We start from the raw sequence: 25,790 nt of genomic DNA, 5'->3' as shown, positions 1-25,790 counted from the left end.
TCGCTCTTCCCTATGCGAGTCTGGCGTTACGGCACTACTACGGCAGTTTGTGGGCTTACCGGGCCGGTTAACAGCAGCTGTTCGTTGGGTGCCAGCATATCGACCGGTTGGCCAGCGCGTTGGCCGTAGATCACGCGGAACGACAGTACGTTTTGCACGTAGTTGCGGGTTTCGGTGAACGGGATGGTTTCAATCCAGGCGTCGAGTGGCAGGTGGCCTCGGGCTTTTAACCACTGGTCTACACGGCTTGGGCCTGCGTTGTAGGCGGCGCTGGCAAAGGCGCGGTTCTGGCTGAAACGGTTGTACATTTCCGACAGGTAGGCGGTGCCAAGGGCGATGTTGGTTTGTGGCACAAACAGCTGATCCATTCCGCCAAGTGGCAATCCGTGTTTGCTGGCGGTGGCTTTGGCGGTGGCAGGCATTAACTGCATCAGGCCGCGGGCGCCAGCGCTCGATACCACTTCCTCGCGGAATGCGCTTTCCTGGCGGGCAATGGCGGTAGCCCAGGTGGCATCAATGCTGTTGCGCCCGGCTTCGGCGGCAAAAATGCCGGAATACTCTTTCGGGAATCGTACATTGAGGTAGTTCCACTGCTGCTGGTTGACCGCGTCCATAATGGCCTGGTGATACCAACCCCACCCAAACGATATCGCGGCCAGCTGTTCGCGCTGGGCAGCATTAAAGCTGGCACGGGCTGAGTTCCACTCGCGGGCCGCTTCGGCTTTACGGTTCAGCACCAGCCATTCACGGGCGCGCTGAATTGCGGCGTTTTGCTGCAACGAGGCGAGGATCAACGGATCTTCCTTGGGTGGCTGATCGTTAAGGCTATATGGCAGGTTCTGACGGGAAGCAGCCATAAAGCCATAGAAGGAACGCGACTGCGCGACCTTGGCCCAGATTTCATCCAGCGAAGTATTGCCCGGTGTCAGCATGTCGCCAGCACGGGCGTACCAGTACAACCAGCGGTCCGACGTCTGCAAGGTGTCGGGCAGACGACCAATCAGGGTTTGTATCAGCGTCCATTGCACCGGATTGGCGGCCAGTGCCTGCACCAGCTGGGCTTCGGTGATGTCGGAGTAACGGTATTCGGGGTCGATCTTCTGCAGCAACGCCGGGGCGTTATCGGCGGTGGCGGCAACCAGTCGACGACCGATATACACGTCGAGCTGGGCAATTAACGGCGAGGTTGCAGGCAGGCTGGAACGGTAGCCCAGCCAGCGTTCGGCAGCCGTCGCCGGGTTCTGGCGTGCCATGCCTTCAAAGGCTTTTTTGATCAGTTGCTGGCGGGCATCTTCCGGGAACAGTGCCAGGTTGGCCGTTGGCACCTGCTCCGGGTTGGCTTGCAGGTTTTCATACGCGGTGGCCGCCGCCAGCACGTTGGCGGTCATAAAGCGGTGCAGATAGGCAGCCAGTCGGGTTTCTCCGGCGAGCACCGCCAGCCAGTACCGGCGGGTGGCGACTTCGGCACTCGGGTTACCGGCAGCCACCCATTTTTCGAACAACGGGTCGCACTGCGATACCTGTGATTTACCCACCGTCCACAGGGTTTGCGCCAGCGCCATGCCCTGTTGCTGTTTACCGGTTTCCAGATAGGCACGGCCGAGGTCACATTGCACGGCGTCGGCTTTTACCGGCAAACGCTCGTACGCCACCAGCCATTCGGCCCAGCGATTGTTTTTGGACAGCTGTTTCAGCCACATCTGTTGCAGGTAGGTGCGCTTCGGAAACAGCGGGTAAGCATCCAGAAACTGGTTGATCTGCTGTTGAGTCAGATACTCAGGAAAACGCTGAAACGCCTGATACTGCAAATGCGGATACAGGGCGTACTGTTGCAGCGGGGCGATCAGGGCCGGAATCTCGGCGTATTGAGCCGTTTGCAGCTTTTTTTCTGCATCCAGAAAAGCCTGACTGTCTTTGGATGGTGCAGGTCGGGTGATCACCACGGAGGTTTCAGCGGCTTCTGCCACCGGGCTTAATGAGCCAAGGGTGATCAGCAAGCTGGCGAGAATGTTAACGGCTTTCATGGAAGTCTTGAGGCTTACTGACATAAACGGGGGAAGACCTGATCTTCAGTGTTTGTCCTGATTTGGTCAATTGCTGGCGGGCGGAGTTCACAGGTTTCTTTCCAACATCCCGAACAGGGCACAGTGAAACGTGGGTTAGATGCCGGAAAACCGAGCCAATACCCGCTTACCTCGCTCTTTTTATCTCGCTCCCTCTTACATCATTCCCTCTTACATCATTCCCTCTCAGCTATTACCGATCAGCATCGCAGGATGTATTCGCACAGCGCGATCAGGCGCTGCGCGTAATACATCAACAACCGAATACAACCGGACCCAACCGGGTTAACGGTCAGCCAGCAGCTCCCGCACCATCGGCATAACCTGCTCACCGTACAGGCGGATGCAGTCCATCTGGTATTCATGCGGAACCGGGCCGGTGGTGTATTTGAGATCAAAGCGCTGCAACGACAAGTCCTGCGCAGCGGCGGCGATTTTACGGGCGACGGTTTCCGGCGATCCCACAAACAACGCGCCCTGCTCCACTTCACCCATAAAGCGATCTTTGGTCATGGCAGGCCAGCCGCGTTCACGACCAATACGATTCATCATGCGTGAGTAATACGGCCAGAAACGTTCACATGCCAGCTCATCGGTGGCCGCAACCAGCCCCGGCGAATGTACGCCCACCGGTTTCGGCTCGTGCCCCAGCTGTTTGCAGCTTTTCAGATACAGGTCGACCAGCGGCCGGAAGCGCTTGGGAGCACCACCAATAATCGCCAGCATCAGCTGCACGTTCTGACGCGCAACCCGCACCACCGATTCCGGCGTGCCACCCACACCAACCCAGGTGGTCAGTGGTGATTCAAACTGCGGATACACCTCGGCGGAACGCAACACCGGCCGGGTTTTGCCGCGCCAGCTGATCGGGTTCTGCTCCAGCAGGCGCACAAACAGATCAAGCCGTTCTTCAAACAGCAGGTCGTAATCTTCGCCCTGAAAACCGAACAGCGGATAACTTTCGGTAAACGCGCCACGCCCGAGAATCACCTCGGTACGGCCCGGAGCCAAGGCATCCAGGGTGGCAAAACGCTGGAACAGACGTACCGGATCGTCGGTCGACAACACAGTGACCGCAGTACCAATTTTGATGCGAGACGTTTTGGCGGCGATGGCACCGAGCAGAATTTCCGGCGCGGAAATCGCAAAGTCATCACGGTGATGTTCACCCAGGCCCAGATAATCAACGCCAACCTCATCCGCCAGCACCGCCTGCTCAACAACTTCGCGCAGCACCGCACCCATGGGTTTCAGAGTGCCATCGAGGGTCATGGTGACATCACCAAACGTATGCAAACCCAGCTCAATCATGCTGATTCTCCCGCCATTCAAACCGAATGAGCAGGATTATCCGGGCAAACCCGCAGGCCCGCGACGGCTGAAATAATATGTTCAGGGAGGTGGCAGTGTCGGCGCTTTTTCGATCAAGGTGACGGGCCGTATTGCGCATCATCGCAGCAGATGAACTGCTGCACCGTATTACCGGCAAGCCCGTCTTGATCAGCAACGCCACCATCAAACTGATGGCGGGCGAACGCGACCGCACCCATTTCAGCCATGACAAAAGCGCACGTGAACTGGGCTGCTACTCTACTTCAAGATAAGTGAGCGTCCGGAGTACTCTTTGGTTAATTCAGACTCCTTCGCGATACGGCAAATATCGTAAGGTTTGCTTGGGGTACACTTCAACTCTTGCTTCGTTTCTTTATGAATCCGTATAGCTCCAGTAAAACGATACCCTTCATCCCTCATGCATTCATTTTCTTCAGTTAGCATCCGAAAGATGTCATGAATATATTTGGGCGCACCGAGGGCGCTCGACATGGTATGCAACTTTTGTTCTTCGACAGATTTTGCTTTTTTAGGATCTCCCGGCCTATTAGAGTATTTCCCTGAACTAGCCTCGACAAGCAGTTTTTTCAATTGTGCTTTGTCACGAATAACTTCACCATTTACATCAACACCCTGACCGAAAATCTTATCTTCACAGACCTTGTCATCCGCAAGAAATATAGGTGAATCAGCTCGTATAATCTCATTCTGGCCATTCTTTCTGTACACATCAACCGTATCCCATTTTTCAGGAGGAATCGCGACACAAGCACTGACCAACAAAGGCAATACGACCACCAGATTTTTCTTAATCATCAAACTCCACTTCCCTGCCGATTTAAATATTTTAAAATTTCAAACAACGCTTATTTCTTCTAAAGCAAAAACTTTCACATTAAAACCACAAACGGCGACAATAATACACGACCAACCACTCACTCCAACATTACAAAATCATTTTCGAAAGCGATTAACACCTCACAACCACCGCCCATAAAGGCTCATTAACAACAACTATTCATCCCGGCACGATACATTTAACGTAAACAATGCCAACCAGAAGATATACTGCCATCCGGCAGCCACCCTATCAAAGATCACCAAAGCTCCATTAACAAGCAAACAAAACGGGAGCCGAAGCTCCCGTTTTGTTTGACCGGTCTAACCGGCGTTGTTACCACTCAAGCGGCAACACGCCCGAGACGATCTTATTCCCACTCAATGGTGGCTGGTGGCTTGGACGATACGTCGTAGGCCACGCGAGATACGTGTTCGATCTCGTTGATGATGCGGTTGGATACCTTCTCCAGCAGTTCGTAAGGCAGGTGTGCCCAACGAGCAGTCATGAAGTCGATGGTTTCTACCGCACGCAGGGCGATGACCCACTCATAACGACGACCGTCGCCCACTACACCCACTGATTTCTGTGGAATGAACACGGCGAATGCCTGGCTGGTCTTGTGGTACCAGTCGGCGGCGTGCAGTTCTTCCAGGAAGATGGCGTCGGCTTCGCGCAGGATGTCGGCGTATTCTTTCTTCACTTCACCGAGGATACGCACACCCAGACCTGGGCCCGGGAATGGGTGACGGTAAACCATGTCGTATGGCAGACCCAGTTCCAGACCGATCTTGCGAACTTCGTCTTTGAACAGTTCACGCAGTGGCTCAACCAGGGACATCTTCATGTCTTCTGGCAGACCGCCAACGTTGTGGTGTGACTTGATCACGTGGGCCTTGCCGGTTTTGGCGGCGGCTGATTCGATCACGTCAGGGTAAATGGTGCCCTGAGCCAGGAACGGTACGTCTTTCAGCTTGCTGGCTTCGTCGTCGAATACTTCGATGAAGGTAGCGCCGATGATCTTGCGCTTGGCTTCCGGATCAGCAACACCGGCCAGTTTGCCGAGGAACAGGTCTTCAGCGTTGGCACGGATAACTTTAACGCCCATGTTCTTGGCGAACATTTCCATCACCATGTCGCCTTCGTTCTTGCGCAGCAGACCGTTGTCTACGAATACGCAAGTGAGCTGGTCGCCAATGGCGCGGTGCAGCAGGGCCGCTACCACAGAAGAGTCTACACCGCCGGACAGGCCCAGCAGGACTTTCTGGGTGCCAACCTGGGCACGTACTTTTTCAATCTGGTCTTCGATGATCTTGGCTGGAGTCCACAGGGCTTCACAACCACACACTTCCAGTACAAAGCGCTCCAGCAGACGCAGGCCTTGCAGGGAGTGAGTTACTTCCGGGTGGAATTGCACACCAAAGAAGTTTTTGGCGTCACAGCTCATGGCAGCGATTGGGCAAGAAGGAGTGGAAGCCACCACTTCGAAGCCTTCTGGCATGGCTACCACTTTGTCACCGTGACTCATCCAGACGTCGAGCAGGGATTTGCCTTCAGCGGATACGTGATCCTTGATGTCGCGAACGAACTTGCTGTCGTTCTCGATCTGGATCTGGGCGTAGCCGAACTCACGTACTTTGGAGCCTTCTACCTTGCCACCCAGCTGCTCGGCCATGGTTTGCATACCGTAGCAGATACCCAGCACTGGCAGACCCATGGTGAACACACATTCCGGAGCACGTGGTGAACCGGCTTCGGTCACAGACTCAGGACCACCGGCCAGGATGATACCGGACGGGTTGAATTCACGGATTTCCGCTTCGTCCATTTCGAACGCACGGATTTCGGAATACACACCGATCTCACGCACACGACGTGCAATCAGCTGGGTGTACTGGGAACCAAAATCCAGAATCAGGATTTTGTGAGCATGGATATCTTGAGACATAGGGTATCCAGATAAACCGGGCCAGAGCCCTGGGTTGATGTTCAAATAAAAATGCAAAAAGGGGATACCGATCCCCTCTTCAGAATTCCATCGTCCGGAAATAATCAGGCAGCGCTTGCGCCCTGCCCGATTCACCGAGTACCGCGGGATTCAGGTGCTGTGCTGGCAGGCTATTTTGCATAACCTGCCGGCGCATTTACCTTAGTCGCCCAGACGGTAGTTTGGTGCTTCCTTGGTGATCTGCACGTCGTGTACGTGAGATTCCTTCATACCTGCAGCGGTGATTTTCACGAACTGAGGCTTGGTACGCATCTCGTCGATGGTGGCACAACCGGTATAACCCATGGACGCACGAACGCCGCCCATCAGCTGGTGAACCACGTTGGACAGTGGGCCCTTAACGGCGATACGGCCTTCGATACCTTCAGGAACCAGTTTATCAACACCGGCTTTCTTGTCCTGGAAGTAACGGTCGGAAGAACCCTGGGTCTGACCCATGGCGCCCAGAGAGCCCATGCCACGGTAAGACTTGTAAGCACGACCCTGGTACAGCTCAACTTCACCTGGCGCTTCGTCGGTACCGGCCAGCATGGAACCAACCATGATCACGGACGCACCGGCTGCAATCGCCTTGGCGATGTCACCAGAGAAACGGATACCACCGTCAGCAACCACTGGCACACCGTATTTTTCCATGGCAGCGGCAACGTTGGCCACGGCGGAAATTTGCGGAACACCAACACCGGCTACGATACGGGTAGTACAGATAGAACCTGGGCCGATACCGACTTTCACGCCGTCTGCACCGGCTTCTGCCAGAGCAATTGCCGCTTCAGCGGTCGCGATATTGCCACCGATTACCTGTACTTGCGGGTACTTGGTTTTAACCCAACGAACGCGGTCGATAACACCAGTGCCCATGGCATTGCTGGTGTGACCGTGAGCGGTATCCACAACGATCACGTCAACGCCGGCTTTCACCAGTGCATCAACACGTTCGTCAGTACCGGCACCGGTACCGACAGCCGCTGCTACCAGCAGACGACCCTGGTCATCCTTGGCAGCGTTCGGGTAAGCCTTGGCCTTGTCGATGTCTTTAACGGTCATCAGACCAACCAGCTTGCCAGCGGCGTCCAGAACCAGCACTTTCTCAATGCGGTGCTTGTGCAGCAGACCCTGAACCACTTCCGGTGCAGTGCCTTCCAGAACGGTAACCAGCTGTTCTTTAGGAGTCATCACGGATGCAACGGTGGCATCCAGATTCTTTTCAAAGCGCACGTCGCGGCTGGTAACGATACCAACCAGCTCGCCGTCATCCACAACCGGCATACCGGAGATATTGTGCTGACGGGACAATTCCAGAACACGGCTGATCGTAGTGCTGCTGGTCACAGTGAAAGGGTCTTTAACCACACCACTTTCGTATTTCTTGACCTTACGAACTTCAGCAGCCTGCTCTTCAATAGACAGGTTCTTGTGAATAACCCCGATACCACCTTCCTGAGCAATAGCAATGGCCAGGCGAGCCTCGGTCACAGTGTCCATAGCAGCAGAAATCAGTGGAATATTGAGCTCAATACCGCGGGTCAGACGGGTTTTCAGCACTACCTGATTTGGCAGAACTTCGGAATAACCGGGAACCAACAGCACGTCATCAAATGTGAGTGCATCCTGAGCGATTCGCAACATAGAGAGCCTTCCAGAATGGGTGGGGGGAAGCCCTGGGGAAACTGCGGCGGAAAGCCCGAAGAGTGACCTTTTCCGCCGGGACATTATCCTTGAACAGCAACCCCGGAGAAACTTAGGCGCGGCATTGTATCCAATAACCCTTGACGGGTAAATGTCTGACACGCATTGGAAAGTATAAAGCTGCGAGCCTGATCGCGCACTTCAGTGCTGGCAAAGCCCGCCACATGGGGGCCCTGCAGCCACAACCAACAGTCTGTTCCATGCAATTGCCCGAACACTGCCCGGCCCTGCTCTGCCGGTATCAAACCATCGTCGCGACTGTGCATGACCAGTACCGGCACATGGATATCTCCGGCATGCCGTAACGGATCCCACTGACCCGGCAGCAGCCAGATAAAAGGCCACAACAGCCAGCCCAGCCAGGAGTGGCTGAGCGCCTCGCGGGCGATGGTCCCGTATCCGGAAAATGGCGCTTCCAGAACCAACGCATCAATGCCGTAGACATCCTGGGCTTTGGCCACAAACGGCACCGCCAGTGCCGCGCCCAGGCTCTGCCCCAGCACCACCAGCCTCTTGTCCGGAAAACGCTGGCGCAGCCAGTGCGCCGCTGCCTCAATATCGGCAAACACCGCAGGCACCATGGCCTGCCCGGCGGATGCCCCATAACCCCGATAATCCAGTGCCAGCAAACCAATGCCACTGGATGCCAGCCAGCCGACACTGACGATATGGCTGCTGATATTTTCACCATTGCCGTGCAGATACAGCACCACGGTATCCTGCTCCGGTTGCGGCACCTGACCCCAGACATCCAGACCATCTTCCCGCAACTGCGGGCGCTGGGCCGGAATCCACCAGCCATGCACCTGAACCTCGTCAACGGTGTTCAGCCAGACATCCTCATAGTCAAGACCCAGCTCGGTCGGGGTACGAATCCAGACCGTCTGCGGCACAAAAAACAGGCTGGTCAGCGAACTGCAGCCACTGACCAGCAGGCTCGCCGCCAGCAACACCACTGACATCATCAACGCCCGGCACCAGCGACGCGGCCCGAATGTCCGCAAGAGATTCAGAAATACCACGACCACTGCATCCGGCTTTCGGTTTCGGCACGAGTCCCGGCACTGGCATCCGTCAGCTGGCGCTGCCAACCCAGCCCCAGCTGCCACCGCACACCCTGCGACCAGCGCAGATCCAGCCCCAGACGGCGACTGCGGGAGTCCTCACCAGCCCAGGCCGGTTGCCAAACCCCGGACAGCTGCCCCAGCAGTTCACCACCACCCAGCTGCCAGCGCCCGCCAAGCCCCAACTCCGGGCCACTGGCGAGCCGCCAGCCACCATCCAGTTCATCACCGGCGGTCAGGCGATTATTCAGCAACGCCCAGCCACGCACACCGGAATGGCGCGCCTGCCCGGCCAGCCGCCAGCTGTAACCAAAACGGGCATCAAAAAAAGACTGCAACCCATCCGCAGCCATTGGTCGCAGCACCCCTGCTGCCCCCCCCCAGGATAACGGCCGGAAAAACTCATCCCGCTCCGACAGCGATAACACATCCACCACCCGGAACTCCTGCAGGCGCAAGCCAATCCCATCACTGACACGCACCCGCACATGGCCCATCTGGATCTGTGCCCCTTCGGTAAAACCGGGCTGAGGATCGAGAATATCGTGATAGGCCGGGCGATAACCCAGCTCCAGCCAGTCGCGCGCACCACTCTCAACGACGCTCCCACCGGCACTCCGGGTTTCTCCAAGGGCCAGCTGCAAACGCTGGGTATTATGACCCTGATCATCGCGCACCGGCGGCTGCTCCGGCTCGATAAAGGCAATCCCCGGCGGCCGCCGACTGCGCGCCGACAACATGGCGATGGTGCGTGCTCGCAAAACCGGATTGCCCTGTTTCTTGCGAATCGACAGATAACGGGCGTACTGGTGCGCCAGCTCCAGAGCCTGTGACTGGGCCATCAACTCCTGCCCCAATCGCTGCTCTGCTGCCAGCGCTTGCAACAGGGTTTCAATATCGGTGTCGGTTTCAACCAGTTGTTTGGCGGTGCTGATCACTCCGGGCAACGCCTGCTCACTCATGGTCAGCATCTGACTGGAGGCCGACGGCCGATAGCGGGCCGATTCGATGGCATCGGCCTGATACAGCGCCCGCACGGTATCCACCGGAATAGTGCGCCAACGGAAATCATGGGCGGTATCCAGACGCTCACTGGCGGCATCCAGCATCGCCAGCACCCGATAGGAGCAGTTTTCGTCGAAGAAGTAGTAATCAAACCAGGTGTTCTGCAGCTCCCAGGTGTGGCGTACAAACTGGTCGACTTCGGCCTGATCAAGATTGAGGCGATATTCGATGACGTCGCGGTACTCCATATAACGGTACTCGCGGGACTTGACCATAAACGGAAGCACCGACACCACACCGGGATAACCACCGGTCAGGCCCTTGTAACTGAACACCAGTTCGTTATCATCCGGGTCGGCATTGGCGGCAAAATTGACGCTGTAGGCCAGCAAATCGCTGCTGCCTTCCGCTCTATCCATACGGATCAGGGTGTGGCCGTACATGGACGACGGTGAGTTGATATGAGACGCCGGAAACACCAGCGTCAGCGCGTGGGCGTCAATAACGTCACGCCAATGTTCAAACTCCGGGCACGGCTGATCCTGCCAGGGCAAGGTCGGCAGCTGCTGTTTAAGCCAGTGATAACGGGCCGGAAACCGGCACTGTGCTGAAGCATCGGGCGCCTGCCCGGTTTGCAGAAAGGCACTCACATCGGCCTGCAGTTCAGCCGCCAGATCCTGACCACCGTCAGCGGCCAGAAAAAATTCCGGGCTGCGATTGCGGCTTTCCTCTGCGCCGGTCAGCGCCGAAGCCCGCACATGCAGCAACTGCTGCCACTGACGACTGGCCGCCAGATCCGCAGCCTGCTGTGAAGTAATGACGACAGCGGTCGGCTCGGCACAGGTCGCGACCGGGATCGACACAGCCAACGCCCATCTACCCGCCTTTCGCATCCATCGAACCCAAGCACCCATCACCAGGCATCCCTCAAATATTCGAACCACCAGACACCAGCCCTGAAAAACAAAAAGTGCGCCGAAGCGCACTTTAAAGGGGATCAGTCAGTGTCAGAACAACCCCAGCCTAGCCGGAGGTCATGACAAACTGACGAACATCGATCAGCCTACGTATTTCTGCAGGCTGGCGTTGCTGGCCATCACTTCGGTCATTACGCGGGTAGCACTGGCGGCATCGGACTCAGCGGTGAACATACGGTCGAAGCTGGACTGCATGGCAGCCGCAAACACGGACTGATCTGCGGCTTCCACACCCATCACTTCACCCAGAGCTGCCAGGGTTTCGCCTTCGCCACGAGCCACGTCCAGCGCCAGCTGATCCATGTTGTCGTTGATGAACGCCTGCGCCATGCTCAGCTTCAGCGGGCCATGGGCATCTTCACAACCCAGAGTGCCAGAAGTCATACCAAAGGTCTGGTTGCCAGAAGTCCCGTTGGTGGTGGCGGCCAGTACAAATTCATGCCACTCATTGGCATCCGGGAAAACTACTGCAGTGCCCAGACCACAACCGGCCGGGTTGGCAAACGCAGCAGAAGAAGCAACAACCATCAGAGAAGCGGCAAACAATTTTTTCATAGGAATCCATCCTGTCCTGATTGAAACTCGGCATCGCTGCTCTCAGCACCGAAGCTGGCAACGGCCGTCAGCCATTCGCTAAGTTACTGATAATAGACACAAGCGTCCAGAGGACTTGCGTCTATAAACACACAGCAATATCACAATGTGAGCCAGCGCAAGTTCATCGCAGGTCTGGCCAGCGCTGCCACAATATGGCAGCCTGCCCTGAAACTCCGATTGAGTAAGCCATGTCTGCTTTTAATCCCGACAACGCCATTTTTACGGTTGCCCAGCTCAACGAACGCGCCCGGCAACTGCTGGAAATCAGTTTTGCCAACGTCCGTGTCGAAGGGGAAATCTCCAGCCTGTCGCAGCCATCGTCTGGCCACTGGTACTTCACCTTAAAAGACCAACAGGCGCAGGTGCGTTGTGCCATGTTCCGCTCGCGCACGGCGTTGCTGAAATTCCAGCCGCGTAATGGTGACAAGGTCGAGTTACGAGCCCGTGTCAGCCTTTATGAAGCCCGCGGCGACTACCAGCTGATTGTCGACAGCATGAAACCGGCCGGTGAAGGCGCGTTGCTGCAGGCCTTTGAGCAATTGAAGCAGAAGCTGGCGACAGAAGGACTGTTTAATCCCGACAACAAACGCCCCCTGCCCTATGTGCGCCGCGTTGGTGTGATCACCTCCGCCACCGGTGCCGCTCTGCACGATATTCTGACCGTGCTGGCGCGTCGCAGCCCGGATATTGAAGTGGATATTTACCCAACGCTGGTTCAGGGCCGCGAAGCACCGGCACAGATTATCGCGGCGATTCAACGTGCCAACCGCGATCAGCGGGTTGATGTGCTGATCGTTGGCCGTGGCGGCGGTTCGCTGGAAGACCTCTGGTGTTTTAACGACGAAGCAGTGGCCCGTACGATTTTCCAGTCGGCCATTCCGATCGTCAGTGCCGTTGGCCACGAGGTGGATTTCACCATCGCTGACTTTGTCGCCGACCTGCGCGCGCCCACGCCATCGGCTGCCGCCGAGCTGATCAGTCAGGATCATTTACATCGTCACGAACGCCTGAACCAGATCCGCCAGCGCCTGCTGCTGGCTCAGCGTCATCGTCTGCAGCATCAGCGCCAGCGTCTTAATCAGGCGCTGGCCGGTTTGCGCTCGCCGTTACAACGCATCCAGAACCAGGCACAAAAACTCGACCATCTGGAACAGCGCCTGCACGGCATCCTGCGGTCGCGTCTGCAACAATTACAGTGGCGTCTGCAGCAGCATCAGCGCGCGCTGGTTTTGCAACATCCCCAGCAGCGCCTGACCAATCTGAAACGGCATAATGAACAACTGCAACAACGGCTGATGCGTGCGATCCAACAGCCACTGGCGAGTGAAGCGCGCAGCACTGAACAACTACAACAACGTCTGCTGCGTGCCATGCAGCAACAACTGCAACAGCAGCAACAACGATTGGCGCGTAACGCCAGTGTGCTGAACAGTGTCAGCCCGTTGCAGGTACTGGCGCGGGGTTACTCCCTGTGTCAGGACGACCAGGGTGGCCTGATCCGTGACTACCGTCAGGTGCAGCCACAACAACAGATTCATACACGTTTGCAAAACGGCTGGATTACCAGCCAGGTGACCGCCAGTGGCGCGCCCGCTGACAGCACCACCCCGACCTCCAATGACTCCAGCGAGACTGTCTGAACATGAACTTCCGTCGTACCGGCCTTTTGATTGGCGCCCTGTTGTGCAGTGTGGGCGCGTTTGCCGACCTGCCCAAAGAACACCTGATTCCAGGTGGTCTGGCCCTGTTTGAACTGGGCCAGAGCAAACAGCCTCCGGTCGTGCGTTACAACAACCAGCAAGTGCTGGTATACGCCCACGGCGGCGCCAATGGTCAGGCACCGGAATGGACCGCCGCTATCGGTATTCCGCTGGATGCCAAGCCGGGCCAGAGCAGCGCCACCTATGGCAATCAGAAGCTCACCTTCACCATCGGCAGCCACAAGTACGCCGAACAGCGCCTGCAAGTGCAGAACAAACACGTCAACCCTGATCCAAAAGCCATGGAACGCATCAACACCGAAGCCGCGCGCATGGGCAAGATTTTCAAGAGCTTTAACAAACCAGAGGCCCAGACCTGGCCACAGATGATCTGGCCAGCCGAAGGCCCGCTGTCGAGCCCGTTTGGTCTGCGTCGCTTCTTTAATGGTGAAGAACGTAACCCGCACACCGGTCTGGATATCGCCGCCAAACGAGGCTCCAGAATTGTGGCACCGGCCGACGGCGTGATTCGTGATACCGGTGATTTCTACTTCAACGGCAACACCGTGATGATCGACCACGGTCAAGGCATGATCACCATGTTCTGCCACCTCGACCGTATCGACGTCAAACCGGGGCAGGTTGTCCATCAGGGCGACATGGTCGGCATCGTCGGAGCCACCGGCCGCGCCACCGGCCCACACCTGCACTGGACCTTAAGCATGAACAACGCCCGCGTTGATCCACGTCTGGTGCTGCCACCACATCCAAGCGAGAAGAAGTAAAAAAACGTCGGGCCGGGCGTCGGGCGAACAGTATCCATCAACACCGGCTTTGCCCACCGAAGGTGGCTGCAAAATGCCCATCTGGGCGAGCCGGGATTCACCGCAACGGCCGACCCGGCCGGGGCATGGATGCCCCGCAAGGCCCGTTGGCACAAGGACGTGCCATCGGGCCGGGGTCGAACAGCCGTTGTCGGGGAATACCGGATTCACGAGCCCAGTCGGGCTAAGCAGGGGGAGGCCCGCCCGGCCGGGGGACAAGGTCCCCCAAGAGGGCAAGCAGCCAGGCCAATTAACAAGCCGAGTAGCCGTCAGACGTCGGACGAACAGTATCCATCAACACCAATTTCACCCACCGAAGGTGGCCGCCCATCTGGGCGAGCCGGGATTCACCGCGACGGCCGACCCAGCCGGGGCATGGATGCCCCGCTAGCTCAGTTGGCACAGGGATGTGCCATCTGAGCGGGGTCGAAACGCCGTTGTCGGGGAATACCGGATTCACGAGCCCAGTCGGGCAAAAGCAGGGGGAGGCCCGCCCGGCCGGGGGACAAGGTCCCCCAAGAGGGCAAGCAGCCTGGCCAATTAACACGCCGAGTAGCCGTCGGACGTCGGCGTCGATCAAGTAAAAACCGCAGCGTTCCCACGCGGAGCGTGGGAACGAGAAGCCTTGCAAACTAACAAGCCGTCAGGCGTCTTTACCCAGCACCGCTGGCTTCAACACATTCAACTGCCCTTTCACCATCACCAACACCGCATAAACCAGCGCCACTGAAGCAATTACCCCACCCGTCAGCACCAGTGCCGAGCCAGATTCCGGGTAGTCCACGGCGGTATACACCAGTAATGGCAGTACCGCCAACGCCAGTCCGGCGCCGAACATCCGCCAGTATTTTGGACGTTTACGCATCAGGGCCATTACGACACCAATCACCAGCAGGTGTAACGACACCAGGCTGTCGAGGCCAATTACCAGTATCAGAAGTTGCAGGTCTGTCGACATAAAGGCTCCGCCAATAAAAAAACCCCGCCAGCTTGCCTGCTTCAGCGGGGTTTTTCATCTGTCGGGGTCAATACGGCGCTGGTATCCGCTCAAGATTCACGGCCAGATACACATCTCACACCAGCAACTCCAGCCCCCCAGCAGCCATCAATCACCACTGCAGGTTCACAATCATCAGGGGTTGACCGGCGTTATAAACTTCACATCGCGGGTTTCCACCACATCCCCCATACGGGCAGTAATACGTACGGTGTCGGTGCCCTGATCTTCTTTTAATGCACAGATACGGAAGTTCTGGCGCATCCCCTGATTGTCGCGCAGGTCGATGGTGTCGGGGCCCACCAGTTCAAACCCGGCCCAGCCGCTTTGCAGATACGAAAGCCCCTGCACCGCCAACTGCACATCAAACGCGCCCTCAACAAAACTTTCGAGTTTGAAATCGAAGTCGTTACACACCGTGTTATCCGGCCGCTCAACATACAAGGCACCACGGTCGCGGCTGACTTCCAGCAGCAGCTGGTGGGTATTGGCAAAACCGAAGCCCACCAGCGCCATCATAACGGTCAGAACGGCCGCATAGGTCAGTAAACGCGGACGAACCCACGGAGAACGTTTGCCGAGCAACTGGTTTTCCGATGCAAAACGTATCAACCCGGCGGCCTTGCCAATTTTGGCCATCACACCATCGCAGGCATCGATGCAGGCACCACAGTCGATACAGGCCAGCTGCAAACCATTACGGATATCAATGCCGACCGGACAAACCTGCACACACAGAGAACAATCCACACAGTCGCCCTGACTGGAACAGCTGGAGGTATTGCCTGCAGACACGCCGCTGGCAGAATCTTTCGGGCCTCGACGAGGCTCACCCCGAGCAATATCGTAACTGACCGTACGGGTGTCAGAATCAAACATCACACTCTGGAAGCGCGAGTACGGACAGGCGTGAAGGCAGATTTTTTCACGCACCAGACCGGCGTTGGCCCAGGTCAGTAATCCCATGGTGATCACCCAGGCCCAGCTGGCCGACACAATATTGAACTGCGCCAGCTCCACCAGCAGATCCCGAATCGGCACAAAATATCCGGTAAAGGTGATCGCCGTGGCAAAGCCCACCAGCAACCACACCAGATGTTTGAGCACGCGCCGCCCCCACTGAACCGCTGTCAGACCTTTTTCATCCATTTTACGCAGCTTACGGGCGTCACCTTCGATCAGCTGTTCGATGCGAATAAACCACCAGGTCCAGACACTTTGCGGACACGCAAAACCACACCATACGCGTCCCATAGCCACCGCCATAAAAAACAACAAGGCTGCACCGGCAATCAGCAAACCCGCCAGCAACGGCAAGTCGTACCAGCTAAGGTTGAGACCAAACAGGAAAATCCGGTGATCGTTGAACGAAAACAGCACCATCGGGCGATCATTCCACTGCAGCCACACCGTGCCAAAAAACGCAGCTAACAGGGGCCAGCTCACCAGTCGGCGCAGGTGCTGGAACAGCCCGCTCACCAATCGCACGTAAAACTTGCCGTTCACCTGAGCCGGCTTTTGCGGCGGCAAACGGGCCTGCAAAGACTCGGCGGTCTCATCCCGCAGCGGAATCTGGCGGGCAATCGGTTGGGTACTCATCGGGTTGTTCCCCTCGCATCGTATGTGTCACTGCGCCCAGATTAGGGCATTGACAACAACAGGTTCAGGGCTAAAAAATTTAAAATGAATAGGTACAGATTTCAGTGACCCTTATGACCAAGTACTCGCCCATCCCAGCGCCCACCCAATCGCCAAGCACAGCCGATCAGGAGTTTCGTTACCAGCAGCTGGAACAACAACTGCTGGCAGGCATCCAGCAACAACGCTGGCGGCTGGGCGAACGCCTGCCCTCCATACGCGATCTGTGCCAGCAGTTCGAAGCCTCCAAGGCCACCGTGCAACACGCTCTGCAACGGCTGGAAGCCCAGGGCCTGCTGGAGGCCCGGCCCAAATCCGGGTTTTACGTAACCCTGCGCCCCGGCGCTATCAGCCCACCGCAGGCACGTAACCGGCTGGAGCCGCCACAACCGGTGAACGTCAGCCAGTTGTTACTCGACATCATGCGCCGCAGTGCTGCCTTTGATATTTTGCCGGGGCGTCCTTCCGGCGACCTGCCGCCCGGCATTGTGGCACTGAACCGCTCAATTGGCCGCGCCCTGCGCCGCCAGCGCGGTGATGACTACCTGTACTACGACGACCCGGCCGGTCTGCCTGCCCTGCGGGAACAGCTGTGTCTGCATCTGAGCCGTCGTGGCTGTCAGTTGCCGGTTGACCAGCTGGCCATTACCTCGGGCTGCCAGCACGCGCTATTTCTGGCCTTGATGGCCTGCTGCAAGGCCGGTGACGTGGTGGCGGTGGAGTCGCCAGGCTTTTATGGCCTGCTGCAATTACTCGAACAGCTGCAATTGCAGGTGATTGAAATTCCGTCTCCCACCAGTACCGGCATGGACCCGGATGCCCTCGAAGCGGCACTGGCGCGCTGGCCAATCCGGGCCTGTATTGTGTCGCCCGCATTTTCCACTCCCGGTGGCGCACTGATGCCGGATGCCCATCGTCAGCGTTTGCTGACACTGGCCGAGCAGCACGATATGGCGATGATCGAAGACGACATTTACGCCGACACCGCGTTTGCCACCCCGCCCGATCCCCTCAAGGCCCTCGATCAGCATGGCCGCGTGATTCTGTGCAGCTCGTTCTCGAAATCGTTATCCAGGGATTTACGTCTGGGCTGGATCAGTGGTGGTCGCTGGCATGCGCGAATCCTGCATCTGAAGCTGGTGACCCAGCTGGCCAGCAGCCGTTCATTGCAGCAGGGGGTGGCAGATTTTCTCGAAGACGGCAGTTTCAGCAGCCATTTACGACGCCAGAAATACCTGCTACGTGAACAGCGTGACCGCCTGCTGGCCGCGTTGCGCATCTGGCCCGGCAACCACCGCATCAGCACTCCGGAAGGCGGGCTGGCGGTCTGGCTGGAACTGGATCAGGACGCCGATACCCTCACCCTGTACCCTCAAGCGCTGCAAGCTGGCGTGGTGATTACCCCCGGCCCGCTGTTTTCGGCATCTGGTCAGTTTCACCACTGCTTGCGCCTGAGTTTTGCCCACGACTGGACGCCGTCACGGCTACAGGCACTGCAGACCCTGTCGGGGTTACTGGTGCCCTGATACCCGATAGCCAATCACAATCTGTCCCTATGATTTTTGTTTTATGTGAGCCTGCACCCATTCCACACAGCTGATTAGCCTGATAACAATCCAATCAGTCAGGCAATCACTGTGTATCAATACAACGAATACGACGAAACGCTGGTGCTATCCCGGGTCGAGGAGTTCCGCGATCAGGTGCAGCGTTATCTGGCGGGCGACCTCAGCGATGAGGAGTTTCTGCCGTTGCGGCTGCAAAACGGCCTCTACAAGCAGCGCCACGCCTGGATGTTACGGGTCGCCATTCCGTACGGCACCCTGTCGGCCGAGCAGTTACGCTGTCTGGCGCAAGTCGCCGATCGTTATGATCGCGGTTACGGCCACTTCACCACCCGCCAGAATATCCAGTTCAACTGGATCGAACTGACCGACGTTCCGGACATTCTGGAGCGGCTGGCACACCAACAGATGCATGCCATCCAGACCTCCGGCAACTGCGTCCGTAACATCACCACCGAAGCCTTTGCCGGTGTCGCCGCCGATGAATATCAGGACCCGCGCCCCTACGCCGAAATCCTCCGCCAATGGGCCACGCTGCACCCGGAATTCCTGTTTCTGCCGCGCAAATTCAAGATCGCCATTACCGCCGCCGACGAAGACCGGGCGGTGATCCGCGCCCACGATATTGGCCTGCACCTGTACGAACAGGATCAGGAAGCACGCTTCCGGGTGTTGGTCGGCGGCGGTCTTGGACGCACACCGATTCTGAACCAGAGTCTGTTTGAGGCGGTGCACTGGCGCGATATTCCGGCGGCGATTGAAGCGATTTTGCGGGTGTATAACCGTTATGGCCGTCGCGATAACAAGTACAAGGCGCGCATCAAGATTCTGGTAAAAGCCCTGGGGATCGATGCTTTCCGCGAAGAAGTGCAACAGGAATGGCAGCAAATGCGCAACAGCGGCCATGCTCCCGCCATCAGCAGCGAAGAACTGGCGCGAGTCAGCGTCGGGTTTGAGCAACCCCTGCCGACGCTGCAGCCTGATCTGGAATACGGCGCCTGGCTGGCGCGTGATAGCGGTTTTGCCCGCTGGTGCCGCAGCAATACCCGCTCGCAGAAGCAGCAGGGCTATGTCAGCGTGGTGATTTCCAGCAAACCGCATCCGGCGGCTCACGGTTCAACAGACGCTCTCCCGGCCGCCCCTGGCGACCTCACCAGCCAGCAAATGCGCCAGCTGGCGACCATGGCTGAGGATTACAGCAACAGCGAAATCCGCGTCACCCATGAACAGAATCTGGTGCTGGCCAATATCGCCCAGCGTGACCTCTACCCGCTTTGGCAACGGCTACGGCAACAGCAACTGGCGACGCCCAATATCGGCCAGCTGACCGACATCATCGCCTGCCCCGGCGGTGACTACTGCAGCCTCGCCAACAGCCGCACCCTGCCAGTCACTGCGGCGATCCAGCGGCTGTTTGATGATCAGGACCAGCTCGACGACATCGGCACCATCAGCCTTAACATCTCAGGTTGTATGAACGCCTGCGGCCATCACCATGTTGGCAACATCGGCATTCTGGGTGTCACCAAACAGGATCAGGAATGGTTTCAGGTCACCATTGGTGGCCAGCAAGGGCACAACGCCCGCCTCGGCCAGATCATCGGCCCAGCGTTTCAGGCCGACGCCATACCGGGCGTGATCCAGACCCTGACCAACACCTACCGCCAACACCGTCAAGCCCGGGAAAGCTTCGTCGACTGCGTGCAGCGGTTGGGCATCGCCCCGTTCAAAAATGCGGTTTACCAGAATACTGGGGCATCAGCAGAAACCCCGACGGAGGCCAATGTATGAGCCAACTGATCAGCCTGTTATCCGGTCAGCCAGTGATTGAAAACAACGACCGCTGGCAGCCAGCCTCAGCAAGCGTCGCCACACTGCCCGTAATGAGCCTTGAAGAATGGCAAAACGCCGGTTGCCCCGGCAACGCCGGCTTGCAACTCCAGGCCAACGACGACCCCGAACAACTGCCCGCCGCCGCCCTGCAACTGCCCCTGATCTGCCTGTGGTTTGAACGCTTCACCGACGGCCGCGCCTACTCACAAGCCAACATCCTGCGCCGCCGCATGGGCTATCGTGGCGACCTGCGCGCCTGCGGGGATGTACTGCGCGACCAGCTGGTCATGATGGAACAATGCGGCTTCAGCTCATTCCTGATACGCGCTGACAAAAACCCGCAGGATGCCCTGCAAGGCTTGCAGAGATTCCGGTATAGATTTCGGTCTGACGTCTGAATGAGAAAAACCATCAAGGGGGCGCAAGCGACGAGGATCAATAGCAGATCCTGTCACGTACCGGAGACTATGAAGTAATCATCTTGCAGGGTAAGAAAGACCCCCGCCATTTTGAGATGTGATGAATCTGTATTGGATTCAATAGCTCGGGACACTTTGAATAACTCTGCACGAATGCTGCAGCGTGTGTGAGCAAGGCGGCGAATGCAGTGAAATGAAGAGCCTGTCCGGCCGGGTCTTTCAAGTTCGTTAACACGCTCAAACGCGCTACAGCCCGCCCCTTTGGGGCTTTTGGGCTATAGCGCAGCGCCGTGTATTACGGTTGGGTCAAAGGCAGTTTTTTGCCGATGTATTTTTCCAGATCCGGTAAGGCAAATGCGTCGTCTTCTGATACCAGACTGATGGAAATACCCTTGGCACCGGCACGACCAGTACGGCCAATACGGTGTACGTAGTCTTCCGGATCTTCCGGCAAGGTGTAGTTCACGACATGGCTGACGCCATCGACGTGAATACCGCGACCGGCCACGTCAGTGGCAACCAGAATACGCACACCGCCGCTACGGAAACGCTCAAGCGTCTTGATACGTTTGTCCTGACTCACCTCACCCGACAACAACACCGCCTTGAACTGGTGTTTATTGAGCTTGTCGCACAGGTTACGGGTCAGGTCACGACGGTTGGCGAAAATGATGCAACGTTCTGGCTCCTGTTCGCGCAGGATGCGTTCCAGAATGCCGAACTTGTCGGACTCTGGCACCAGATAGAAAGTCTGGTCAACACGGTCGGTAGTCACCTGTTCCGGCTGGATTTCTACCTTGCGAGGATCACGGGTCCACTGGTCGATCAGGATACGGACGTCGAAGTTGAACGTGGCCGAGAACAGCAGGGTCTGACGATGATCTTTCTGCGGAGTGGCACGCACGATACGACGTACGTCCGGAATAAAGCCCATGTCGAGCATACGGTCGGCTTCGTCCAGGACCAGCACTTCTACCTGATCGAGGAATACATCCTGGCTGCGCATAAAGTCGATCAGACGACCCGGTGTCGCCACCAGCACATCCACCACGTGGTCACGCAGCTGCTTGCGCTGTTCTTCGTAGTTCATACCACCAACAACAGTCACAATGTTCAGACCGCTGTATTTGCCCAGACCTTCGGCGTCTTTACCAATCTGCAACGCCAGTTCACGGGTTGGCGCTACTACCAGAGCACGCGGCTCACTGGCAAAACGTTCTTCCGGTTTAACGGTTAACAGACGGTTCAGAATGGTCAGCAGGAAAGCGGCCGACTTGCCGGTACCAGTTTGCGCCTGACCAATGGTGTCACGACCACGCAAGGCCGCTGGCAGACTTTCGGCCTGAATCGGCGTGCAGTAGGTGAACCCCAGATCTTGAATAGCGTGCATCAGCTCCGGCGCCAGATCGAGATCGTGGAAACGGGACTTGCCCGGCATAGGCTCAACCTTGAAGTCTTCGGGTGACCATGGCACTACCGGCTGGGTATTACGAGGTTCACGCGGCTTGCGTGCAGGCTTCTGGGTCTCGTGCTTGCGACCTTCGTTACGAGGAGACTTGCTGTGGCTGTTGTGGCCCTTGCCGGATTTGTCACGGGAGGAGCTACGGCCGGTTTCCGGTGCAACAGTGTCAGTATGGGAGTGATCAGCAGAGCGGGCTTCCGGGCTGGACTTTTTGTCAGAACTGGCCACGGCTGCCTGAGGAGCCGGCTTGCCAGCGAGGTTCTTGAAAAGTTTCTTGAGCAAAAGAGTCTCCAGTCAGATTGTTTCCGCAATAAACATATTGCATGCCTAATCAGCGTTGCCGAGATAATAGTCCAGAAGCGGCCTTTTGAATATGGGGAGTGCTATTTGCCTATTCAAACAGCACTGCAAGGGGCCCTCTGAATAACTCGGCGCCCGCTCTGGCAGAGTTATTCAGAGTGTCCCAAGCCCTTCCCGAGTATCATTATCCGAATCCATAACAACCGTTGGTAATGGTCTACCAAGACACTGGCGCATACCAGCCTGGATAGGCAGAATGCGCCCGACCAAATCTCAATGTTGCTTCTGTCATGACATTTATTCGCCAGGAAGCCCGCGCACTGGCTGCGCTGACGGCACCCATCCTGATCACCCAAATCGCCCAGATGGGTATGGGCACCATCGACACCCTGATGGCCGGTTACGTCAGCACCCGCGATCTGGCGGCGGTGGCCATTGGCACCAGTATCTGGTTACCGGCATGGCTGTTCCTGTCCGGGGTTCTGGTGGCGCTGTCACCGCTGGCATCACGCCTGCACAGCTCGGATCAGCAACAACGTATGCCCCATCTGCAAGCCGCTGCGGTTTCGCTGGGCCTGATAATGGGGGTCCTGACTGCTCTGGTACTGGCAATCGCAGCCTGGTTGCTGCCATCGTTTTCGAACGATCAGCAGACGGCCGCCATTGCTTCGGATTATCTGCTGGCGGTGGCGCTGGGGATGCCAGCGGCCGGACTATTTCTGGCACTGCGTTTTTATTCGGAAGCCGTAGGCCATGCCCATCGGGTGACGTTGGTCATGCTCGGTGGACTGGCTCTGAATATTCCGGCCAACGCTTTGTTTGTGTATGGCCTGCTGGGTTTGCCGGAACTTGGCGGCGTCGGTTGTGGTATTGGTACAACGCTGGTGTTTGTGCTGATGGCGCTGGCCCTGCTGGCCGACACCCGCAAACGCCGTTTGCCCACCCATTGGCCGCTGCTGCGTGAGAGCCTGCAACCGGACTGGGAACAGATTCGTCAGCTGTTAAAGATTGGCTTACCGATTGGTGCTGCCATTTTCTTTGAAGTCAGTCTGTTTACGGTTATTGCGCTGTTTCTGGCAGGCCTCGGCCCTACCACCGTGGCCGGACATCAGGTGGCACTGAACCTGTCGTCGATCACCTTTATGATTCCTCTCAGCATGGGTATGTCGATTACGGTGCGCGTCGGCCATCATCTGGGGCGCAATAATATCGAAGCAGCCCGGCGCACCGCCTGGCTGGGGATTCGCCTGAATCTGCTGATTGCGGCGTTTAACGCCACGCTGATGGTGACACTGTCGGAAACCATTGCCGGGCTGTACTCACCCGACCCGGCGGTGGTCAGTCTGGCGGCCACCCTGCTTCTGTATGCCGCCGTATTCCAGTTATCCGATGCCACCCAGGTGGCGGCAGCGGGTGCCTTGCGGGGTTATCACGACACCCTGATGGTAATGCTGATTACCTTTGGTGCTTATTGGGTCGCCGGTCTTGGCTGTGGTTATTGGCTCGGGTTCTATGGCTCGGAATATCTGGGAATAGCACCCATGGGGGCGGAAGGATTCTGGATTGGCCTGATCACCGGACTGACCATGGCCGCGTTGGGCTTGCTGACCCGCCTGTGGCGAGTCAGCAATCGGTATGTCCATTAACCCCGGAACTCCCGGCGTGAGTTTTAAAGCCCCTGCGGTCAGGGGCTGCTGACGATCCCGAACTCGCCCCCAACCTTACGGGCAAGGATTCGGAATACGGCGATGAATGGCTTCCAGCTGCTCCAGCAGCCCCGCATCCAGAACCAGCTCGGCAGTGGCAATATTTTCGCGCAGCTGGGTCATATTGGTGGCACCAATAATGTTGCTGGTAACAAAATTTCGGCTGGTCACAAATGCCAGCGCCAGCGCCGCCGGTGACAAACCATACTCACGCGCCAGTTCGGCATAGGCGGCAATTGCAGCCTCGGCCTGTTCACCCTTGTAACGGCTGAAACGTTCAAACAGGGTCATACGCGCCCCTTCTGGCCACTGGCCATTCAGGTACTTGCCAGACAGCGCACCAAACGCCATCGGCGAATAGGCCAGCAAACCAACGTTCTCGCGGATCGACACTTCCGCCATCCCCACTTCATAACTGCGATTCAGCAGGTTGTAAGGGTTCTGCACCGATACCGGCAGCGGCCAGCCATTGGCCTGAGCCAGCTGGATAACCTTCATGGTGCCCCATGGGGTTTCGTTGGAAAGACCGTAATGACGAATCTTGCCTTCCGAAATCAGCTCCACCAGCGCGGCCAGGGTTTCTTCCAGCGGTGTCGCCTGTTCATCCGGGTTGTGGACATAACCCAGCTTGCCGAAGAAATTGGTAGAGCGGGATGGCCAATGCAGCTGATACAGATCGACATAATCAGTCTGCAAACGATGCAGGCTGCCTTCGATGGCTTCACGAATATGGGCGCGATTGAGCTGTGGCCCGTTACGAATGTGAGTCATCCAGTCGCCAGGACCCGCCACCTTGGTGGCCAGAATAATGTCCTGACGTTTTCCGCTGCGAGCGAACCAGCTGCCGATAATCGATTCGGTGCGGCCCTGGGTTTCGCCTTTCGGCGGCACCGGATACATTTCAGCGGTATCAAAGAAGTTGATACCGGCCGCCACGGCATAGTCCATCTGCTCGTGGCCTTCAGCCTCGTTGTTCTGCTGGCCCCAGGTCATGGTTCCCAGGCACAGCTTGCTTACGTGCAGGCCAGAGTGGCCGAGTGGTCGTGTCTGCATGTTGGTCTCCTAGAATCAGGTCGCCAGTATAACGATGACACAACCACCCTGTACCACTCGCAACCCAGCGTTCAGCTGAGCGCTGCAATCCCGAATGAATTCAATCCGTCAGGATGCCTTCTGGTCAGTGCCAAAAATCTTGCGCAGGGCACCACTAACCCAACTACTTTCCTGACGCAAAGCTTTACGTACCAGAGCCGCATAGTTGTGATCTTCCTGTTTTATATGCTCAATCAGCCAGCGGGTCAGATCATTGCGAGTCTTGCGAGCAACACCAAACGGATCACTGCCAGTGCGCAGTAATTCGTTAAGCTCATCGACCCGACTGCAAAAACGATGATGAACCTGGATATGCGGCTCCAGCAGCGGGTATCCAGCTTTTTCCATTAACTGTTCTTCAAATGCAAAATGGTCGAAGGTGTAATCCTTGAGACGTTCCATTACATCAAATACCAGTTCCTGATCGTTATTCTGAATAGCTTCATGCAGATCATTCACGTAATCCATAATGCGACGGTGCTGGCTGTCGATCAGATCCACACCAATATCGAGACTGCTGTCCCAGTCAAAATAAGCCATACCCTCTCCACTGCGATGCCATACCGGTTTTAAAAGAGGGGCATCCTAGCGAGATCAGAGATAAGAACTATGACGCCGATCAGTCAAAATGTGCATTTTTCGACACATTCTGGCAGGCTGACGCCGAATACGCCGTTTTTC

The 25,790-nt window shown here is 57.1% G+C and carries 20 protein-coding genes; 7 read left to right on the top strand and 13 right to left on the bottom strand.

Annotation, left to right across the window (positions count from 1 at the left end; all coding sequences use genetic code 11):
• Nucleotides 1-26 precede the first annotated feature (26 nt).
• A complete protein-coding gene (locus tag OUO13_RS15635) occupies nucleotides 27-2,048 on the bottom strand; it encodes a transglycosylase SLT domain-containing protein (protein WP_283174830.1) in 2,022 nt (673 codons plus the stop codon).
• 300 nt (nucleotides 2,049-2,348) lie between these two features.
• On the bottom strand, nucleotides 2,349-3,374 hold the full coding sequence (locus OUO13_RS15630) for an LLM class flavin-dependent oxidoreductase (protein ID WP_283174829.1): 1,026 nt from the start codon (nucleotides 3,372-3,374) through the stop codon (nucleotides 2,349-2,351).
• 131 nt (nucleotides 3,375-3,505) lie between these two features.
• Between OUO13_RS15630 and OUO13_RS15625 the strand changes: the two genes are divergently transcribed.
• Nucleotides 3,506-3,667, top strand: coding sequence for a hypothetical protein (locus OUO13_RS15625; RefSeq protein ID WP_283174828.1), 162 nt, complete (start codon nucleotides 3,506-3,508; stop codon nucleotides 3,665-3,667).
• Here the strand turns inward: OUO13_RS15625 and OUO13_RS15620 are convergent.
• The 6 genes from OUO13_RS15620 to OUO13_RS15595 all read right to left on the bottom strand — a co-directional run bounded on the left by OUO13_RS15620 (nucleotide 3,654) and on the right by OUO13_RS15595 (nucleotide 11,531).
• Entirely contained in the window at nucleotides 3,654-4,211 is a 558-nt protein-coding gene (locus OUO13_RS15620) for a hypothetical protein (RefSeq protein ID WP_283174827.1), read from the bottom strand. The two genes, OUO13_RS15625 and OUO13_RS15620, sit on opposite strands and share 14 nt — an antisense overlap.
• 392 nt (nucleotides 4,212-4,603) lie before the next feature.
• Complete coding sequence (gene guaA / locus OUO13_RS15615) at nucleotides 4,604-6,181, bottom strand: glutamine-hydrolyzing GMP synthase (RefSeq protein WP_283174826.1); 1,578 nt, start codon at nucleotides 6,179-6,181, stop codon at nucleotides 4,604-4,606.
• A gap of 201 nt (nucleotides 6,182-6,382) precedes the next feature.
• Entirely contained in the window at nucleotides 6,383-7,870 is a 1,488-nt protein-coding gene (guaB, locus tag OUO13_RS15610; RefSeq protein ID WP_283174825.1) for an IMP dehydrogenase, read from the bottom strand.
• Nucleotides 7,871-7,953: 83 nt separating this feature from the next.
• Nucleotides 7,954-8,952: an alpha/beta hydrolase gene (locus OUO13_RS15605; RefSeq protein ID WP_283174824.1), complete on the bottom strand. Its 999-nt coding sequence runs from the start codon at nucleotides 8,950-8,952 to the stop codon at nucleotides 7,954-7,956.
• Nucleotides 8,940-10,862: an Lnb N-terminal periplasmic domain-containing protein gene (locus OUO13_RS15600; RefSeq protein ID WP_283174823.1), complete on the bottom strand. Its 1,923-nt coding sequence runs from the start codon at nucleotides 10,860-10,862 to the stop codon at nucleotides 8,940-8,942. The genes OUO13_RS15605 and OUO13_RS15600 overlap by 13 nt, the downstream gene beginning before the upstream one ends.
• A gap of 195 nt (nucleotides 10,863-11,057) precedes the next feature.
• Nucleotides 11,058-11,531: a DUF3015 family protein gene (locus OUO13_RS15595; protein ID WP_283174822.1), complete on the bottom strand. Its 474-nt coding sequence runs from the start codon at nucleotides 11,529-11,531 to the stop codon at nucleotides 11,058-11,060.
• A gap of 230 nt (nucleotides 11,532-11,761) precedes the next feature.
• Between OUO13_RS15595 and xseA the strand changes: the two genes are divergently transcribed.
• Both xseA and OUO13_RS15585 read left to right on the top strand, forming a co-directional pair.
• Nucleotides 11,762-13,213, top strand: coding sequence for an exodeoxyribonuclease VII large subunit (gene xseA, locus OUO13_RS15590; protein WP_283174821.1), 1,452 nt, complete (start codon nucleotides 11,762-11,764; stop codon nucleotides 13,211-13,213).
• 2 nt (nucleotides 13,214-13,215) lie between these two features.
• Entirely contained in the window at nucleotides 13,216-14,058 is an 843-nt protein-coding gene (locus tag OUO13_RS15585) for a peptidoglycan DD-metalloendopeptidase family protein (protein ID WP_283174820.1), read from the top strand.
• Between the two features lie 682 nt (nucleotides 14,059-14,740).
• Here the strand turns inward: OUO13_RS15585 and OUO13_RS15580 are convergent.
• Together OUO13_RS15580 and ccoG are read right to left on the bottom strand one after the other, a co-directional pair.
• A complete protein-coding gene (locus OUO13_RS15580) occupies nucleotides 14,741-15,055 on the bottom strand; it encodes a hypothetical protein (RefSeq protein WP_283174819.1) in 315 nt (104 codons plus the stop codon).
• Between the two features lie 174 nt (nucleotides 15,056-15,229).
• Nucleotides 15,230-16,693 (bottom strand): cytochrome c oxidase accessory protein CcoG, encoded by a 1,464-nt coding sequence (ccoG, locus tag OUO13_RS15575; RefSeq protein ID WP_283174818.1) that lies wholly within the window; start codon nucleotides 16,691-16,693, stop codon nucleotides 15,230-15,232.
• Between the two features lie 113 nt (nucleotides 16,694-16,806).
• Here ccoG and OUO13_RS15570 point away from each other — a divergent pair, with 113 nt between their 5' ends.
• The 3 genes from OUO13_RS15570 (at nucleotide 16,807) to OUO13_RS15560 (ending at nucleotide 20,528) form a co-directional block, all read left to right on the top strand.
• Complete coding sequence (locus OUO13_RS15570; protein WP_283174817.1) at nucleotides 16,807-18,258, top strand: aminotransferase-like domain-containing protein; 1,452 nt, start codon at nucleotides 16,807-16,809, stop codon at nucleotides 18,256-18,258.
• Between the two features lie 111 nt (nucleotides 18,259-18,369).
• Nucleotides 18,370-20,088 (top strand): nitrite/sulfite reductase, encoded by a 1,719-nt coding sequence (locus OUO13_RS15565; RefSeq protein ID WP_283174816.1) that lies wholly within the window; start codon nucleotides 18,370-18,372, stop codon nucleotides 20,086-20,088.
• Entirely contained in the window at nucleotides 20,085-20,528 is a 444-nt protein-coding gene (locus OUO13_RS15560; RefSeq protein WP_283174815.1) for a DUF934 domain-containing protein, read from the top strand. Before OUO13_RS15565 ends, OUO13_RS15560 begins: the two co-directional genes overlap by 4 nt.
• A 316-nt stretch (nucleotides 20,529-20,844) precedes the next feature.
• On the opposite strand, the gene rhlB is transcribed toward OUO13_RS15560, so the two are convergent.
• Entirely contained in the window at nucleotides 20,845-22,293 is a 1,449-nt protein-coding gene (gene rhlB, locus OUO13_RS15555; protein WP_428982351.1) for an ATP-dependent RNA helicase RhlB, read from the bottom strand.
• A gap of 308 nt (nucleotides 22,294-22,601) precedes the next feature.
• Between rhlB and OUO13_RS15550 the strand changes: the two genes are divergently transcribed.
• Entirely contained in the window at nucleotides 22,602-23,957 is a 1,356-nt protein-coding gene (locus tag OUO13_RS15550) for an MATE family efflux transporter (protein ID WP_283174814.1), read from the top strand.
• 75 nt (nucleotides 23,958-24,032) lie between these two features.
• Here the strand turns inward: OUO13_RS15550 and OUO13_RS15545 are convergent, their stop codons facing one another.
• Nucleotides 24,033-25,070 (bottom strand): NADP(H)-dependent aldo-keto reductase, encoded by a 1,038-nt coding sequence (locus OUO13_RS15545; protein WP_283174813.1) that lies wholly within the window; start codon nucleotides 25,068-25,070, stop codon nucleotides 24,033-24,035.
• A gap of 108 nt (nucleotides 25,071-25,178) precedes the next feature.
• Nucleotides 25,179-25,649, bottom strand: a complete 471-nt coding sequence (locus OUO13_RS15540) for a bacteriohemerythrin (protein WP_283174812.1) — start codon at nucleotides 25,647-25,649, stop codon at nucleotides 25,179-25,181.
• Nucleotides 25,650-25,790 lie beyond the last annotated feature (141 nt).

The organism is Parathalassolituus penaei, assembly GCF_026626885.1.
Taxonomy (GTDB): domain Bacteria; phylum Pseudomonadota; class Gammaproteobacteria; order Pseudomonadales; family Oceanobacteraceae; genus Oceanobacter; species Oceanobacter penaei.
The sequence above is the reverse complement of the archived record's forward strand: the minus strand, read 5'-3'. Positions and strand labels throughout refer to the sequence as shown.

What these genes read in the sequence shown, in the direction of transcription:
- OUO13_RS15635 (WP_283174830.1), bottom strand. Translation starts at nt 2,048, where the DNA reads ATGTCAGTAAGCCTCAAGACTTCCATGAAAGCCGTTAACATTCTCGCC.
- OUO13_RS15630 (WP_283174829.1), bottom strand. Translation starts at nt 3,374, where the DNA reads ATGATTGAGCTGGGTTTGCATACGTTTGGTGATGTCACCATGACCCTC.
- OUO13_RS15620 (WP_283174827.1), bottom strand. Translation starts at nt 4,211, where the DNA reads ATGATTAAGAAAAATCTGGTGGTCGTATTGCCTTTGTTGGTCAGTGCT.
- guaA (WP_283174826.1), bottom strand. Translation starts at nt 6,181, where the DNA reads ATGTCTCAAGATATCCATGCTCACAAAATCCTGATTCTGGATTTTGGT.
- guaB (WP_283174825.1), bottom strand. Translation starts at nt 7,870, where the DNA reads ATGTTGCGAATCGCTCAGGATGCACTCACATTTGATGACGTGCTGTTG.
- OUO13_RS15595 (WP_283174822.1), bottom strand. Translation starts at nt 11,531, where the DNA reads ATGAAAAAATTGTTTGCCGCTTCTCTGATGGTTGTTGCTTCTTCTGCT.
- xseA (WP_283174821.1), top strand. Translation starts at nt 11,762, where the DNA reads ATGTCTGCTTTTAATCCCGACAACGCCATTTTTACGGTTGCCCAGCTC.
- OUO13_RS15585 (WP_283174820.1), top strand. Translation starts at nt 13,216, where the DNA reads ATGAACTTCCGTCGTACCGGCCTTTTGATTGGCGCCCTGTTGTGCAGT.
- OUO13_RS15580 (WP_283174819.1), bottom strand. Translation starts at nt 15,055, where the DNA reads ATGTCGACAGACCTGCAACTTCTGATACTGGTAATTGGCCTCGACAGC.
- ccoG (WP_283174818.1), bottom strand. Translation starts at nt 16,693, where the DNA reads ATGAGTACCCAACCGATTGCCCGCCAGATTCCGCTGCGGGATGAGACC.
- OUO13_RS15570 (WP_283174817.1), top strand. Translation starts at nt 16,807, where the DNA reads ATGACCAAGTACTCGCCCATCCCAGCGCCCACCCAATCGCCAAGCACA.
- OUO13_RS15560 (WP_283174815.1), top strand. Translation starts at nt 20,085, where the DNA reads ATGAGCCAACTGATCAGCCTGTTATCCGGTCAGCCAGTGATTGAAAAC.
- OUO13_RS15550 (WP_283174814.1), top strand. Translation starts at nt 22,602, where the DNA reads ATGACATTTATTCGCCAGGAAGCCCGCGCACTGGCTGCGCTGACGGCA.
- OUO13_RS15545 (WP_283174813.1), bottom strand. Translation starts at nt 25,070, where the DNA reads ATGCAGACACGACCACTCGGCCACTCTGGCCTGCACGTAAGCAAGCTG.
- OUO13_RS15540 (WP_283174812.1), bottom strand. Translation starts at nt 25,649, where the DNA reads ATGGCTTATTTTGACTGGGACAGCAGTCTCGATATTGGTGTGGATCTG.